This is a genomic window from Arthrobacter roseus (assembly GCF_016907875.1).
Classification (GTDB): Bacteria; Actinomycetota; Actinomycetes; order Actinomycetales; family Micrococcaceae; genus Arthrobacter_J; species Arthrobacter_J roseus.
The window spans coordinates 2,098,292-2,113,947 of the sequence record NZ_JAFBCU010000001.1 but is presented as its reverse complement, the minus strand read 5'-3'; the positions used below and the strand labels follow the sequence as shown (position 1 = coordinate 2,113,947).

At 60.0% G+C, this 15,656-nt stretch carries 17 protein-coding genes; 12 read left to right on the top strand and 5 right to left on the bottom strand.

Annotation, left to right across the window (positions count from 1 at the left end):
- The first annotated feature begins 72 nt into the window (after positions 1 to 72).
- The 12 genes from ggt to JOE65_RS10265 all read left to right on the top strand — a co-directional run bounded on the left by ggt (position 73) and on the right by JOE65_RS10265 (position 10,499).
- Positions 73 to 1,938, top strand: a complete 1,866-nt coding sequence (gene ggt, locus JOE65_RS10320; RefSeq protein WP_205163089.1) for a gamma-glutamyltransferase — start codon at positions 73 to 75, stop codon at positions 1,936 to 1,938.
- Between the two features lie 221 nt (positions 1,939 to 2,159).
- The gene (gene rplS, locus JOE65_RS10315) at positions 2,160 to 2,519 is read left to right on the top strand and encodes a 50S ribosomal protein L19 (protein WP_205163087.1); all 360 of its coding nucleotides are present in this window, start codon (positions 2,160 to 2,162) and stop codon (positions 2,517 to 2,519) included.
- Positions 2,520 to 2,555: 36 nt separating this feature from the next.
- Positions 2,556 to 3,230, top strand: a complete 675-nt coding sequence (lepB, locus tag JOE65_RS10310; RefSeq protein WP_239537131.1) for a signal peptidase I — start codon at positions 2,556 to 2,558, stop codon at positions 3,228 to 3,230.
- Between the two features lie 14 nt (positions 3,231 to 3,244).
- A complete protein-coding gene (gene lepB / locus JOE65_RS10305; RefSeq protein WP_205163086.1) occupies positions 3,245 to 4,051 on the top strand; it encodes a signal peptidase I in 807 nt (268 codons plus the stop codon).
- Between the two features lie 6 nt (positions 4,052 to 4,057).
- Positions 4,058 to 4,774, top strand: a complete 717-nt coding sequence (locus JOE65_RS10300; RefSeq protein WP_338021610.1) for a ribonuclease HII — start codon at positions 4,058 to 4,060, stop codon at positions 4,772 to 4,774.
- Positions 4,775 to 4,781: 7 nt separating this feature from the next.
- Positions 4,782 to 5,108, top strand: coding sequence for a DUF2469 domain-containing protein (locus JOE65_RS10295; protein ID WP_205163084.1), 327 nt, complete (start codon positions 4,782 to 4,784; stop codon positions 5,106 to 5,108).
- A 103-nt stretch (positions 5,109 to 5,211) separates the two neighbouring features.
- Positions 5,212 to 5,568 carry a YraN family protein gene (locus JOE65_RS10290; protein ID WP_205163082.1) on the top strand — a complete coding sequence of 119 codons (357 nt, stop codon included), beginning with the start codon at positions 5,212 to 5,214 and terminating at the stop codon, positions 5,566 to 5,568.
- Positions 5,569 to 7,110 carry a YifB family Mg chelatase-like AAA ATPase gene (locus tag JOE65_RS10285; protein ID WP_205163081.1) on the top strand — a complete coding sequence of 514 codons (1,542 nt, stop codon included), beginning with the start codon at positions 5,569 to 5,571 and terminating at the stop codon, positions 7,108 to 7,110. It abuts the gene before it with no gap.
- Positions 7,107 to 8,318 (top strand): DNA-processing protein DprA, encoded by a 1,212-nt coding sequence (gene dprA / locus JOE65_RS10280; RefSeq protein WP_205163080.1) that lies wholly within the window; start codon positions 7,107 to 7,109, stop codon positions 8,316 to 8,318. Before JOE65_RS10285 ends, dprA begins: the two co-directional genes overlap by 4 nt.
- A gap of 21 nt (positions 8,319 to 8,339) precedes the next feature.
- Positions 8,340 to 8,867 carry a methylated-DNA--[protein]-cysteine S-methyltransferase gene (locus JOE65_RS10275; protein ID WP_205163078.1) on the top strand — a complete coding sequence of 176 codons (528 nt, stop codon included), beginning with the start codon at positions 8,340 to 8,342 and terminating at the stop codon, positions 8,865 to 8,867.
- 31 nt (positions 8,868 to 8,898) lie between these two features.
- Positions 8,899 to 9,846, top strand: a complete 948-nt coding sequence (locus tag JOE65_RS10270) for a tyrosine recombinase XerC (protein ID WP_205163076.1) — start codon at positions 8,899 to 8,901, stop codon at positions 9,844 to 9,846.
- Positions 9,847 to 9,995: 149 nt separating this feature from the next.
- A complete protein-coding gene (locus tag JOE65_RS10265; protein WP_205163075.1) occupies positions 9,996 to 10,499 on the top strand; it encodes a DUF3145 domain-containing protein in 504 nt (167 codons plus the stop codon).
- Positions 10,500 to 10,581: 82 nt separating this feature from the next.
- Here JOE65_RS10265 and fabF read toward each other — a convergent pair whose 3' ends face one another.
- From fabF to JOE65_RS10240, 5 genes are all read right to left on the bottom strand, one after another.
- Entirely contained in the window at positions 10,582 to 11,817 is a 1,236-nt protein-coding gene (gene fabF, locus JOE65_RS10260) for a beta-ketoacyl-ACP synthase II (protein ID WP_205163074.1), read from the bottom strand.
- A gap of 119 nt (positions 11,818 to 11,936) precedes the next feature.
- On the bottom strand, positions 11,937 to 12,182 hold the full coding sequence (locus JOE65_RS10255) for an acyl carrier protein (protein WP_205163073.1): 246 nt from the start codon (positions 12,180 to 12,182) through the stop codon (positions 11,937 to 11,939).
- A 78-nt stretch (positions 12,183 to 12,260) separates the two neighbouring features.
- Positions 12,261 to 13,310, bottom strand: coding sequence for a beta-ketoacyl-ACP synthase 3 (locus JOE65_RS10250; protein ID WP_205163071.1), 1,050 nt, complete (start codon positions 13,308 to 13,310; stop codon positions 12,261 to 12,263).
- Positions 13,311 to 13,318: 8 nt separating this feature from the next.
- Positions 13,319 to 14,269, bottom strand: a complete 951-nt coding sequence (locus JOE65_RS10245) for an acyltransferase domain-containing protein (protein ID WP_205163070.1) — start codon at positions 14,267 to 14,269, stop codon at positions 13,319 to 13,321.
- 117 nt (positions 14,270 to 14,386) lie between these two features.
- Positions 14,387 to 15,631, bottom strand: a complete 1,245-nt coding sequence (locus tag JOE65_RS10240) for a PucR family transcriptional regulator (RefSeq protein WP_205163068.1) — start codon at positions 15,629 to 15,631, stop codon at positions 14,387 to 14,389.
- Positions 15,632 to 15,656 lie beyond the last annotated feature (25 nt).

The window sequence follows — 15,656 nt, the reverse complement described above, 5'->3', positions numbered from 1 at the left end:
AGCGGCGTAAAGCTGTGCATAGGGTGTGAGGCAGGATGACAACGTCGTCATCCAATATCACTCGGGAGAGCTATGGCACACGCATTCCAGCGCACTCACCACAAAAAACCTGGGCAACGGATCATCGCCAGTTTCGCAGTGGGTGCAACCGCAATCGTTTTTGGACTCGTTGGGACAGGGAACGCACAAGCCGATCCTCGCTATCCAGAGAAGACTCCTACCAGTATTGGTCATGGCGGAGCAGTCACTTCGGTTGACCCAGAGGCCTCAAAAATTGGGCTGGAGGTGCTCAAACGTGGTGGCAATGCCACGGACGCCGCTGTTGCCACGGCAGCCGCGCTCGGCGTCACCGAACCGTATAGTGCAGGGCTCGGCGGGGGAGGGTATTTTGTCCATTACGAGGCAGCGACGGGCGAGGTAACAACCATCGACGGCCGCGAAACCGCACCGATGGCGATGCCCAGCGACGCCTTTATCAACCCGTCCACGGGCGATCCGTACAAATTCACGCCGGAACTCGTCACGAGCGGTGTCTCCGTGGGGGTCCCGGGAACGCCTGCAACGTGGGAAACTGCGCTGGACGAATGGGGAACGTATTCGCTGCGTGAAGCGCTGCACCCTGCTGGCAGACTGGCCAGCCGCGGATTCATCGTCGACGAGACGTTCCGCCAGCAAACTCTCGATAACAAGAAGCGATTCGAGGCGTATACGACCACACCAGGGCTCTTCCTGCCCGGTGGTGATGCACCCAAGGTTGGATCGGTCTTCAAGAACCAAGCGCTGGCGAAGACGTACCGGATGCTTGGCCGAACCGGAATGGACGCTTTCTACAACGGGCCCATCGCGGACGAGATTGCCAGCCTGGTCCGGAATCCGCCCAAGAGTCCGACGACGGACCTTCCGGTGCCAGCGGGATTCATGCAGACCACCGATCTGGCTGATTATGAGGCGATTGTGCAGGACCCCACGCACGTTCAGTACCGGGGCTTCGACGTCTACGGGATGGCGCCGTCGTCGTCGGGCGGTTCCACGGTGGGTGAGTCCTTGAACATTCTGGAGCAGTTTGACGTTGAAGAGATGAACGACGGCGCAGCACTGCACCATTACCTTGAAGCGAGCGCATTGGCTTTTGCAGACCGAGGTGCCTACCTCGGCGATGCGGCCTTTGTCGATGTTACGCTCGATGACTTGCTCTCGGATGAGTTCGCGGCGGAGCGCGCCTGCTCCATTGACGGCAATACTGCCGCGCAGAAGCCGGTTGCTCCCGGCGATACTGAGAATTACGACGGCGAGTGCGCTGGTGTCGCACAGTCGGGGTCCATTGACGAGGATACTGAGAACATTTCCACGACGAATCTGACCGTCGCGGACAAGTGGGGCAACGTTGTCGAGTACACGCTGACCATTGAGCAGACGGGTGGTTCAGGCATGCTGGTGCCGGACCGTGGGTTCCTGCTGAACAATGAGTTGACCGACTTCTCGACCGTATATGACCAAGAAGATCCCAATCGGATTGAGCCTGGCAAGAGGCCGCGGTCGTCCATGGCGCCAACGATCGTACTCCAAGATGGTGAGCCGTTCCTGGCATTGGGGTCGCCCGGCGGATCTACCATTATCACTACCGTCTCCCAGATTATTTTCAATCACGTGGACCGGGGCATGTCTCTTCCGGAGGCGATCGCCGCTCCGCGCGCTTCACAGCGCAACACCCCCGGCGTGACGGCTGAACCTGAATTCATCGCGCAATACGGCCAGGCGCTCACTCCCTTTGGGCACCGGTTGGTCGCCTCGGGGGATCAGTTCACCAGTGCCGCAGAGATTGGCGCCGCAACCGCCATCGGATTCGGGGAGGACGGTACCCTGACTGCGGTGTCCGAACCGGTCCGTCGTGGGGGCGGCGCAGCGTTGGTGGTGAGGACGGCGAACTCCCGTCCGTAAACCGCTGATTGGCACTGAGTGGAGTGCATGTGGCAAAATTGGAAATTGTGTTTACTGGGCCCGAACCTGCCACAGGGGGAGCGGCGTCAACAGTCTGAACACGCCAGCGTCATCATTTGGTCCGCTGGTAAAAAATCTTCGGCGGATACTATCCGGTTTACCGGCCGGTACCCGTCGTGACCGACGCGGATGACCTGTGGCGTTCGCCAGGAGTGATACAGATGCATATCCTCGACAATTTTGACGCAGCCTCGCTGCGCAGTGATGTTCCGGATTTCCGGGCCGGTGACACCCTCAAGGTTCACGTCAACATCATTGAAGGCAAGAACACCCGTGTTCAGGTCTTCCAGGGTTACGTGCTCGGCCGTCAGGGCCGCGGCGTAGGCGAAACCTTCACCGTCCGTAAGATCAGCTTCGGCGTCGGCGTGGAGCGTACCTTCCCGGTACATTCTCCGATCATCGACAAAATTGAAGTTGTGTCTAAGGGCGATGTCCGCCGCGCCAAGCTTTACTACATGCGTGCACGCTTCGGTAAGGCAGCAAAGATCAAGGAAAAGCGCAACTTCAACGCCGGAAAGTAAATCTTTCGGGTGTCGAAATCACCTGGTTCTCCGGCCTTGCCGGGGACACCGCCAAAACGCCGGTCCGGTTTCCCGGGCTGGCGTTTTGTGGTCTGTGCTCTTTTACTCGCAATATTGATCAGCGGGTTCGTGCGTGCTTTGGTGTTCGATGTTTATTACATTCCGTCAGGTTCAATGGCCCCATTGTTCGACGAGGGGGACCGAGTGCTGGTCTCCAGACTGGACCAGGACATCCACAGAGGAGACGTTGTGGTCTTTGACGGCCGCGGATCATTTGCGCCGATCAGCAGCGGCCGGTCCGATGTCGTTGACGGGGTTGTAGCACTGGGGCGCTGGATCGGCCTGACCAGCAGTGACACCGTCTACGTGAAGCGCGTTATTGGCGTTGGAGGGGACACAGTTGCCTGCTGTTCGCCGACGGGGCAGGTGATGGTGAACGGAGAACCGATTGATGAGCCATACCTGTTCAGCGGAGACAAACCGAGCAGTGTGGAGTTCGAGGCAGAGGTCCCGCAGGGTAGATTGTGGGTGATGGGCGATCACCGGTCTGTGTCGGCTGACTCCCGTTCCCTTCTCGGCGCTCCCGGCGGTGGAATGGTCCCTGAGGATCGAGTTATCGGCCAACCGGTGGCGATCATCTGGCCATTTTCATCTGCGGGCAAACTTGAGAGCATTCATTTGACGGCTCCAGTGCAGTCGCAGAACCAATAGAGGAAGCAGCGTACATGTCGCAGTCTGTCCCCGGTGATTCCCGGGATGAGCCCCAGCAGTTCGGGCAACCGGAGGAGAATGGTTCCGGTCGTCACTCTGCAGAGGGACCGAACGACGGCGGGAGCCGCGGCTTCACAGGGTGGCTCAAAGAGATCATCACCATCATTGCGATTGCGCTGCTGCTGTCCTTCCTGATCAAGACGTTCTTGTTCCGGGCGTTCTTCATTCCGTCCGGATCGATGGAGAACACTCTCCAAATCGATGACCGTATCTTTGTCAATCTTCTGGTTCCGGGGCCGTTTGAGCTTGAACGGGGGGACGTTGTGGTGTTCCAGGACACCAAGAATTGGTTGCCGCCTCAAGAAGTTGCTCCGGATGGTCCCGGGAGCTGGGTCCATGAGGCCCTGGTTTTCGTGGGACTGCAGCCGGATGAGTCGCAGCAGCATTTGGTCAAACGGATCATTGGTATGCCCGGCGACCGGGTACGTTGCTGCGATGCACAGGGCCAACTCACCATCAACGGGGAAGCGATTGACGAGCCTTATATCTATCCGGGCGCCTCGCCGTCGGACATTCCCTTTGACGTGACCGTTCCCGAGGGAAAGATTTGGGTCATGGGAGATCACCGCAACGCTTCAGCCGATTCCCGGGAACACCGTCAGGGTGAAGGCCAGGGTTTCATTGATATTGACGACGTCGAAGGCAAGGCGGGAGTGATCGCCTGGCCGCTCAATCACCTAGGGTTTCTTGGCAGCTACCCGGACGTGTTCGACGACGTACCGGCTCCTGCAGATGCGCCGGCAGGGTCGCTGGTTCCCTGAATGGTCATGGGCGCACCCACGCTCCGATTTGAGCGTACTTTTTCCTTACACGGTCACCGGTATGTGGCAGGCTGCGACGAAGTGGGGCGCGGTGCCCTTGCGGGGCCTGTGAGCGTGGGAATCGTGGTCATCGACCTCTCGGTGGTGCGGAGCCTGAAGGGTGTTCGCGACAGTAAGCTCCTGAGTCCGTCCAACCGTGAGATTCTCGCGCCGAAGATAGCGCGCTGGGCGGTCGCCTCCGCCGTCGGGCATGCGTCAGCAGCGGAGATCGACGACGTCGGATTGATCGCCGCGTTAAGGCGTGCAGGCACGAGGGCGTGGCGGACGGCGGCGGAGACCGTTCGTCCGGATGCTGTCCTGCTGGACGGCAATCATGACTGGCTGTCACCGGCTTATCAGTCGTCGTTGTTCGAGGAGGAGCTGGTGAAATCTGAGCCGGGTTGCGATTCGCCGGTCTTCACCAGGATCAAGGCAGACATGCACTGCACTTCTGTGGCGGCAGCGTCTGTGCTCGCGAAGGTTGAACGCGATGCAATGATGGAGGATCTGGCCGGACCCTATCCGCACTTTCAGTGGGATGCCAACAAGGGCTACGCGACGCAATCTCACAGGACCGCAATTGCCGCACACGGTGCCTCCGAGTATCACCGGAAGACCTGGCGGCTGGTGGCGGAAACGACAGCTGAACGGTCAACTGTAAACATCAGTGGTCAGAGAGGATGATGGACGTATGAGTGCTGATGATCTGGAGAACTACGAAACGGATATGGAGCTGCAGCTCTACCGGGAGTACAGGGACGTCGCCAATCTTTTCAGTTACGTCGTGGAGACTGAGCGCCGCTTCTATTTAGCGAATCATGTTGACTTGCAGGCCAAATCGGCCGATGGCGAGATTTACTTTGACCTCACCCTTCAAGACGCATGGGTCTGGGATGTGTACCGCAGCGCGCGATTCGTCAAGAGCGTGCGTGTCATCACGTTCAAAGACGTAAACGTTGAGGAACTGGTCAAAAATGATGACCTTTCACTTCCAAAAGATGCCGGTTTAGAACGCTGACTTTTCCTCCACAGTGCCTATCCAGTAGGTGTTTGTCCACATAGCTGTTCATCGGTGAAAGACAGGCGTCCTCCCACCCGCAGGCTGGGTGTGGAGGTGCTTGATGAAAGCCAAAGATGTACTGGGCAGGCGCGGGGAAGCCGTTGCTGCCGACTACCTGACAAATCTGGGTCTGCGGGTTATTGACCGAAACTGGAAGTGCTCTTCCGGGGAGATCGATATCGTTGCCATCGACCGCGGAACGCTTGTCGTCGTGGAGGTCAAAACACGGTCCAGCCTGAACTACGGCCATCCGTTCGAGGCGATCAACGCAGCCAAGCTGGCGAGGCTCTACGCGTTGGCTTCCCAATGGGCCCGTGCCCATGATCTGCGGTTCGCCGGCTTCCGCGTAGACGCTATCGCCGTCCTGGACACGGGCGAGGACGCACCGCGCATTGAACACTTGCGGGCGGTGTCCTGAATGTCTCTGGGCAGAACGTATGCAGTAGCCCTGATGGGGCTGGACGGCTCTCTGATTGAGGTCGAAGCTGATATCGGCCAGAGCCTGCCGAATTTTGTCATCCTCGGACTTCCTGATGCCTCGCTGAATGAATCAAGAGACAGAATTCGAGCGGCCGCAAAGAACGCCGGCATCGCACTGAGTGCACGGAAGATTACCGTCAACCTCATTCCTGCATCGCTTCCCAAACGAGGCAGCGGATTTGATCTCGCGATCCTGATGGCAGCGCTGCGGGCCAACGGTGATATCCGCGATACCGGGACAACAGTCTTTCTATCCGAGGTAGGGCTTGACGGCCGTTTACGGCCCGTTAGAGGAGTACTCCCGTCAGTCATTGCAGCGGTGGCAGCCGGACACCTGGACATGGTAGTTGCCAGAGAAAACCTGGCTGAGGCAAAACTGGTTCCGGGCGTGAGGGTACGTGGCTTTGATTCGGTCGCTGCCACCCTGTTGCATTTTGGCGCTAATCCCAAAGAGCTCATCATGCCCGCCGTGGGGAGGCTCGCACCAGATGTTGAGCCTGTGCCTTCTCTGGCCGAACCGCGGCGGCTTGATATGGCGGACATTGCTGGGCAGGCTGAACCTCGCTTTGCTGTGGAAATTGCCGCGGCAGGCGCACACCATCTCATGATGATGGGACCGCCCGGCGCAGGAAAGACCATGTTGGCGGAGCGGCTGCCCGGCATCCTTCCAGACCTCAGTGACAGCCATGCCATGGAAGCCACGGCCATCCATTCAATATCTGGTGCTGCCGCATCTTGTACGGAACTGCTCAGACGGCCCCCGTTTGAGAACCCGCACCATTCGGCAACACCGGCCGCAATCATCGGCGGCGGATCAGGCATTCCAAGACCGGGGGCGGCGTCACGAGCACACCGTGGCGTGCTGTTTTTGGATGAGGCGCCGGAATACGAGCGCAGGGTGCTGGACGCCCTGCGCCAACCCCTGGAGAGTGGATCCCTTGTGCTCCATCGGGCTGTCGGTACGGCGTCGTATCCGGCGCGGTTCCAACTGGTGCTGGCTGCAAACCCGTGCCCCTGCGGGTTGGCCTCGGGTAAAGGAGTGGACTGCACCTGCACAGCGCAGCAACGACGACGATACTTTGGTCGGATTTCCGGGCCTCTGCTCGACAGAGTGGACCTGCAGCTGACTGTTCAACGCGTGTCGATGGCAGACTATTCAACGTTTACTGATGCCGAGACAACGGCAACTGTGGCCAACCGGGTGTCGGAGGCCCGGGCTGCCCAACGGGAGCGGCTGCGCCCGTGGGGCCTGTGGACCAACTCCGAAGTGCCAGGCACGGTCTTGAAGAAAGAGCTCAAACTGCCTGAATCGGTTCTGCGGCCTCTCAACGAGGCAATGCGCCGAGAGACGATCACGGCGCGAGGATATGACCGGGTTCTCAAAGTTGCCTGGACCATGGGCGATTTGCGCGGGCTGACCCAGCCTGGTGCCGATGAGATTCTTGAAGCACAGCAGTTGCGCCAACAGGTGGCGTCATGACCGGAGCTCTCTCAGAACGGCAGTCTAGGGCTGCCTTGTCTCGGCTCTTCGAACCCTCGGATCTCGTGGGGATGGCCTTGATCAGGGCGGTGGGGGCGGCAGATGCTCTGCGTCTGGCGACGGCGGAAGTTCCGGTGAGCGCGGCTGTTCAGCAACTCGTAACAGAGGTCCTCGCCGAGCATGGTCTAACCGGCAGGCGGGCGCTGCTCTCCGAATCCATGGACCGCTGGGGTCCGCGCGTCGCGGACCTGGCGCCACAAAGAGATCTGGAGACGATCCGACGGCTCGGCGGCACGCTGCTGATACCCGGCGATGATCTCTGGCCGGCAGCACTGGAGGACCTTCAGCTCAATACTCCAATCGGTTTATGGGCCAGAGGCAACCCAGGCGATGGCCTTCCCCGCCATGAAAAGACAGTTGCCATCGTCGGCTCGCGCGACAGCACTCACTATGGCGCGTCAGTCACTGGCGACATCGCGGGAGAACTGGCTGGCAGTGGCTACACCGTGATGAGCGGCGGAGCCTACGGTATCGACGCACACGCACACAGGGCGGCCCTGGCCGCTACCGCAATGGAGACGGGTATTCCCACCATCGCCGTCATGGCGTGTGGTCTGGATCGCTTCTACCCTGCGGGGAACGAGGATTTGCTACGTGCCATTTGCGAGCGGGGCATCGTGCTCGCTGAGGTGCCCCCGGGTGTATCGCCAACACGGTGGAGATTCCTGCAGCGGAACAGGATCATCGCCGCAATGAGTGCGGCAACGGTTGTGGTGGAGGCGAGGTGGCGCTCCGGGGCACTCAATACCGCCCATCATGCAGCGTCACTGGGCCGGGCGCTCGGAGCCGTTCCTGGACCGGTGCACTCGGCGAACTCAGCGGGCTGCCATCGGCTTCTGCGGGAAGCAGATGCTGTGTGCGTCACGGATGCCTCTGAAGTAAAGGAACTGTGTGGGCCAATGGGACAGGAATTGGAGGAAACCCGCGTGGCACCGGAAAAGGTGGCGGAGCGTGCCGTCCATGACGGTCTGTGCGTGGAAGATCTACTGCTCCTGGACGCACTACCCATACGCGTGTTCTCGACCCGCGACAAATTGGCGAAGGTGTCCGGTTTGAGCCTACAGGGCGTCCGAGTTGGTCTGGCACGACTGGAACTGGCAGGACTGGCAGCCCGAAACGCCAGCGATGAATGGCGCAAAAACCGTTGAAAGAACAGAAAGTGAAAGACCATGAAAATGCACTACTTGATCGACTCACCAGTGGGCTGTCTGACCTGCGTTGTCAGCGGCGGGGCGTTGATCCGGCTCTGGGCCGGAGACAATGCTCCCGCGGGGACGGACATCGGAGTTGAGGCACCGTTGCGTTGGTTCGACCTCGAAAACCAGTTCACAAACTATTTTGCGGGCAGGTCGGCCGGTTTTGACGTAGAGACGCAGATAACGGGAACAGACTTCCAACAACGCGTTTGGTCCCAGGTGCAGCGCGTGCCTTACGGAGAGCAACAAACGTATCGCCAGATAGCGGAGGCTCTTGGGGATCCCTACCGGGCTCGTGCTGTCGGTCAGGCGATAGCAACGCACCCCATACCCATCATCTTCCCCGGCCATAGGGTTGTACGTTCTGGCAGCAACCCGGATGCGTCAACCGAAAAAATGATCGTCAAAAAGCGCTTGTTGCAACTCGAATCGCACTACACATCTGGCGGCTCTCACAACACAGCCGGTGCAGAGTGGCTGCTGTTCAGCGAGTCGGCTTGAGCATGTGCCCCGGTAGGCGCAGAGTAGTCCCATGACAGCAGAGGGGAGGCAGCAAGGGCAGATCCGTTTGCCGAAGGAGTTCAGACACGCGGTAGAGGGCTTCCTACGGTACCTTGTCGCCGAGCGTGGTCGTTCTATCAATACATGCAGAGCCTACGAATCTGACCTCACGTCGCTGCTACTGTACTGTTCTGCCGGTGGCGCGAGTGTGCTGGAAGACATATCCCTGAACATGCTAAGGGGCTGGTTGGGAGCACTCAACACCAAGGGCCAAGCGAGATCCACCCTTGCCCGACGAGCGGCTGCGGCACGCAGTTTCGCCGCATGGGCCGTTCGCGAAGAGCTCATATCCGTCAACCCGGCATTGAGGCTCCGTGCACCCAAGCGAGAGCAGACGCTACCGCACGTCCTTGCTCACGCTCAACTGTCGACTCTGTTTGAGTCTCTGGAAAGCGAAGCAACAGAGGGCGAGCCGATTGCCGTCAGAAACAGGGCCTTCCTAGAACTTCTCTACGCAACTGGTATCAGGGTGGGAGAGCTCACAGGCCTCGATGTGGACGACGTCGACCATGACAGGCGCATGGTCAAGGTGCTCGGTAAGGGCAACAAGGAGAGGTTCGTTCCCTACGGCGTGCCTGCAGGCACTGCCGTCGATGATTGGCTGCGCCGTGGGCGTCCAGCGATAGCAAATGAGCACAGCGGAGCAGCACTGTTTCTGGGCAGACGAGGTAAGAGGGTGGATCAGAGACAAGTCCGAGCCGTTGTAGCCAGTCTTTTCGGTGCCTTGCCGGACACGTCGGCGAGCGGTCCCCATGCACTACGCCACACAGCCGCTACCCACCTCCTCGATGGTGGTGCGGACCTACGCGGCGTGCAAGAACTGCTGGGGCATAGCTCGCTGGCCACAACCCAGATTTACACGCACGTTTCGGTTGACCGACTTCGCACAACCTATCAGCAGGCCCATCCCAGAGCTTAAGCGATTTTACGCATGATATACCTTTCTGTCGGCGCTCGCCTCTCCAGTAGCACAAACGTGATATTTGAGGCACAATGGACCCTAGCTGATGCAACGCATCCACGCTGAAGGTCGTTGGGGAAGACGTATCTACAGCTATGGAGGATGTAATGACTGTTGTGATGGCTCGCGGAGTGCTGTACATACATTCAGCACCCTCGGCATTGTGCCCACATATTGAGTGGGCAATTGGATCCGTCGTGGATAAGCGGACGGACCTTGAGTGGTGTCCACAGCCGGCTGCGCCCGGAATGTTCCGTGCTGAGTTGTCTTGGGTTGGTCCACAGGGGACGGGCGCTCAATTTGCGTCGTCGTTGCGGGGCTGGGCGCATCTGCGCTACGAGATCACTGAGGAACAGAGCCCAGGGTCCGACGGCGGGCGCTGGTCCCATACGCCGGAGCTCGGAATATTCCATGCAACCACGGATGTCCACGGAAATATTATGGTCTCCGAGGATCGCATTCGATACGCCTACGAGGCAGGCGCGGGCGACCCTGCGGCTGTTTACCACGAACTCTCTCTTGCGCTCGGCGAAGCGTGGGATGAGGAGCTGGAGCCCTTCCGGCACGCTGGTGAGGGTGCCCCAGTTAGATGGCTACACCAGGTGGGCTAGAGAATCAGAGTCACGGTTGACCATCGATTGAACCGTAGAAAACGCACCGCAGTCCGGAGGGGCTGCGGTGCGTTTTTCGTCGTTATACGTTTCGGACCGCGATAACAGCGTTGTGTCCACCGAAACCGAAGGAATTGCTCAGAGCGACGATATCGCCTTGGGGCAGGCTTCGTTCAGATGTAACCACGTCAAGAGGGATTTCAGGATCCTGATTCTCGAGGTTGATCGTGATGGGTGCCTGTCGATGGTAAACGGCCAGGACCGCCATGACCGCTTCCACGGCACCTGATGCTCCGAGGAGGTGGCCGGTCTGGGACTTCGTTGCCGATACCGCCACGTTGTTGACCCGATCGCCAAGAGCTGCCTTCAAAGCAACGTACTCCGGCTTATCTCCAACCGGTGTAGACGTTGCGTGGGCGTTGACATGGACGACGTCGTCAGGCTGAATTCTGCCGTCAAACATTGCCGCCTTCAGCGCACGGGTGGCGCCCAGTCCTTGCGGGTCAGGAGCCGTAATGTGGAAGGCATCTGCTGTGATCGAGGTTCCAGCGAGCTCAGCGTAGATCCGTGCTCCGCGAGCCTTCGCGTGCTCTTCGGCTTCAAGAACCAGCGCGCCTGCTCCTTCGCCCATGACGAACCCATCGCGGTCCACTGCGTAGGGGCGTGAAGCATGTTCTGGGTCATCGTTACGACGGGAGAGCGCTTGCATGGAGGCGAATGCTGCCATGGGCATGGGGTGGATGGCTGCTTCGGCGCCGCCGCACATCACGATGTCAGCTTTTCCGGAGCGGATGAGCTCGAGTCCTTGGTGGACAGCCTCAGTGCCGGATGCGCAAGCGCTGACGGGTGTGTGTGCTCCTGCACGTGCGCCAAGATCGAGGCTCACTGTAGCTGCGACACCGTTGGGCATGAGCATGGGAACCGTCATGGGCAGGACGCGTCGCGGACCCTTCTCGCGCAGCGTGTCCCATGCGTCAAGCAAAGTCCAGACGCCGCCTATGCCGGTTGCAAAAGCCACGGCGAAACGGTCGTGGTCAATGTCAGAGAGGCCGGAGTCTTTCCACGCTTCGCGGGCAGCGATGACTCCGAACTGTGTTGAGGGGTCCATGCGCTTGGCTTCAAATCGCTCCAGAACGTCCTTGGCGGGCACGGAGACTCGCGCGGCAAAGGTGACAGGAAGTTGGTACTTCTCTACCCAGTCATCCTCAAGGGTCCGGGCTCCGGAAACGCCCTGGAGGGAATTTTTCCACATGGTTGGGACATCGCCGCCGATAGGCGTCGTAGCTCCCAGTCCAGTGATGACTACTTTGCGGGCCATTTTTTCACTTTCTCAAACAGTTGCCACCGTCGTGACGGAAGCGTGAAGTTACGCGGTTCTGGTGGCCGCACGGATCATCCGGGCGGCCACCTGGGCTCCGGGGTGCGGAGCAACTGGTCTCAGGCCTGGGCGTTGGCGATGAAGTCCACAGCGTCGCCAACAGTCTTGAGGTTCTTGACCTCTTCGTCGGGGATACGGACGCCGAACTTCTCTTCGGCATTGACCACGATGGTCATCATGGAGATCGAATCAATGTCGAGATCGTCGGTGAACGACTTGTCGAGTTCTACGGCCTCCGGTGCGAGCCCCGTTTCCTCGTTGACGATTTCTGTTAGACCGGCCAGGATTTCTTCGTTGCTAGCCATGGTGGCTCCTTTTCTGTTGTTACCGGTTTTCCGGTGGTTGTACAAGCCGCGGTTGACAGCTTGAGCTGAGGGTTTTTCTCAGGGAAGCGCTACGACCTGGGCGCCGAATACAAGCCCAGCGCCAAATCCGATCTGTAGCGAGAGGCCGCCCGAGAGGTGTGGTTGTTCACGCAGGAGCCGGTGTGTTGCTAGCGGGATAGAAGCTGCGGAAGTATTTCCTGCGTCCTCGATGTCCCGGCCAACAGCAACATGGTCGGGAAGTTTGAGGACTTTTGCCAGTTCGTCAATGACGCGCATGTTGGCCTGATGCGGGACGAATGCTGCCAGATCTTTGGCCTCGATTCCTGCACGGTCCAGGGCTTCCTGGGCAACCTTGGCCATCTCCCACACGGCCCAGCGGAACACGGTCTGCCCGTCTTGGCGCAGGGTGGGCCAAGCGGCGGCGACTGCGGCTGCGTCCGGATCCGAGCCTGATTCGTCGGTCAGCGCAAGGTCCCGGAGGGCCAGCATGGAGCCGGTCATTCCGACGGCGCCCCACTTGCTACCGTCGGATCCCCACACTGAGGGGCCAATGCCAGCGGTGTCAGAGGGACCGATGATGGCGGCGCCTGCTCCGTCACCGAGCAGGAACGAAATGCTCCGTTCACTGTTATCGATGATGTCTGAAAGCTTCTCGACGCCGACAACCAACACGTAGTCTGCGGCGCCGGAGCGGACCAGAGCATCAGCTTGTGCAATGCCGTAGCAGTAACCAGCACAGGCAGCGGAAATATCGAAGGCAGGGGCTGGAGTAGCACCTATCCGGTGCGCAAGGTCCGCGGCGGCTGACGGTGTGGCGTAAGGATGCGTCACGGTGGAAACGATAACGGCACCAAGCTGCGATGCGTCGATGCCAGCCTTTTCCAGGGCTTCGCGAGCTGCACCCTCGGCCATGTCGGTGACGCCAACGTCGGGACTGGCCCGATGGCGTGTAGCTATTCCGGTGCGCTTCCGGATCCATTCATCGGAGGATTCGATCCACTGGCAGACGTCTTCATTGGTGACGATGACATCTGGTCTGTACGCGCCAATTCCGTGGATGCGCGTAAATTCACGAAGGGGTGCCTGGTTCAGGGTCGGTGTACTCACTGGTGTCCTTATCTACCTTCTGCTGCGATAGTTGTTGAGGCACTGTGGCGTGCAATAAATTCACGCGCGCCGTCCAGATCCTCAGGTGTTTTCAGGGCTAGGGTCTCTACGCCCTTGAGCCCGCGGCGTGCCAAACCTGTCAGCGTTCCGGCTGGCGGAAGTTCAAGCAGCCCGGTGACTCCGCCGTCCAGTATCGTCTGCATGCATAGATCCCATCGGACTGGCCGGGAGACCTGTGCGATCAGGCTGTCCAGGTTGGCCTCGCCAGAGGTGACCGGAGCGCCGTCGTAATTCGAGAGCAAGGTGGCAGTGGGGATGCCGGGGCGTAACTCTGGTCGGAGATCCTCCAGCGCGGCAACGGCCGTGGCCATGTGGTCGGTGTGGAATGCGCCGGCTACCTTGAGCGGAATGACTCTGGATTTAGCAGGCGGGGCGGCAGCGAATGCTTCGAGCTGGGAGAGCGTCCCCGCGATAACGATCTGGCCACCGCCGTTGACGTTCGCCGGAGTCAGTCCAGCTGTCTTGATGGCTGCCATGACGTCCTCGTGAGCTCCACCGAGCACAGCGCTCATGCCGGTCGGCGTAGCAGATGCTGCCGTTGCCATGGCATTCGCCCGAGTCCTGACAAAAGAGAGGGCATCTGCCTCATCAAGTGCACCGGAGAGCGCGGCGGCTGTGATCTCACCGACGGAATGCCCGGCGACGATGACTGACGAGGTGAGTTTCTCCTCGTTCAGGAGCACACGTGCCGCGGCGAGGCCTGCGGCAACGATCAGCGGTTGGGCAACCGCCGTGTCTTTGATGGTTTCCTCATCTGAGACGGTGCCGTGCTGGACCAGATCCAGCCCCGCCTGCTCGCCGAGGGACCCCAGATGGTCCCTCACACCGGGCAACTCGAGCCAGGGCGTCAGGAACCCTGGGGTTTGTGAGCCCTGTCCAGGGCAGACTATTGCAAGCACTTAACCAGCTTTCCAAAGTTAGGAGGGTTTATGGGGTGTTTCGGTGAACCAAGCTCAAGGCACGCTCTTGTAGGAAGTCTACAACGGTGGGTGGATCTGACGCCTCCTGCACAGCTCTCAGCGACCATCGGTTCCCTTCGATATGTGGCGTTCAGGAGAGGATGAGGGAGGGGCTGAAAGACGCCCAACAACCAGTGCTGTCTGAAGGACAAAGGCCTCACGGGGGAGTAACGGATCCCATCCGGTGATGTCGCAAACGCGCTTCAGACGGTAGCGAACCGTATTGGCGTGAACAAATAGTTCGCGGGCTGTAGCCTCCAGACTATGGCCAAGAACCAGGTACGTGGACACGGTTACGGCGAGTCCGTTGGAGGCATTGACCAGCGGCCGGTAGATACCCTTGATCAGGGACCGTCGAGCGGAGTCATCGCCGGAGATGACCCGTTCGGGCCAGAGGTCATCGGCGGCCACGGGCCTGGGTGCCTGCGGCCACGCCGGCGCAGCCGCCAAGCCCGCAAACGCTGCTTGAGCAGACGCACTGGCCTCTACGAGGGAAGCAGCAATAGGTCCGTAGACCACGGGACCTGGACCAAAGAGTTCGCTGAGCCTGAGATACGCGGCATCGTTCGGTTCTACCCCGCCAAGGACCAGGATCAGGCGGTCACCCTGGATTCCGACCAGCGTGTCTTCCGCCAACCGGCCCGTGGCCCGGCGCAATTCATTGACAAATGAGGCACTGGGTTCTGCGGGGGAACTTCCCACGAAGACCGTGACGTTAGCCTTTGACTTCCAGCCGACTGCGGCAACGCGGCTTCGCAATGCATCCGAGCTTTCTCCACGCAGAATGGCATCAACAACAAGGGCCTCCAGCCGCGTGTCCCAGGAGCCGCGGGTTTCAGCTGCCCGTGCGTAGACGTCGGCGGCAGCAAACGCCACTTCGCGGGAGTATCGCAGGACGGCTTCCCGCACGAGGACCTGATCAGCTTCGGCCGTGAGCTCCGGGACTTTGTCTTCGACCACTTCCACGACGACGCGGATAAGTTGGAGCGCTTTCTGCAGGCTGATTGATCGAGTGAGCTCTGTCGGTGCCGTTCCGAAGACGTCGCTGAGCACCCATGCAGGGGAGGCGGGCTTTTCGTACCAGTTGACGAACGAGGCGATGCCTTTCTGCGCCACAAGGCCGAGGGCAGACCTCTCGTCCGGTGTCAGGCTTCGATACCAGGGAAGTGAACGGTCAAGCTGCTTCAGGGTGGCTGTGGAGAGACCACCAATATTCGCGCGAAGCCGATCCACCGTCCGCGGATCGGCTACGGGCATGCGGTGGGATCGAGCCTTGCTGGTCGACGTGCGGGGCTCAGGCATTATTCGAGCATACTGCCGCGCCCCG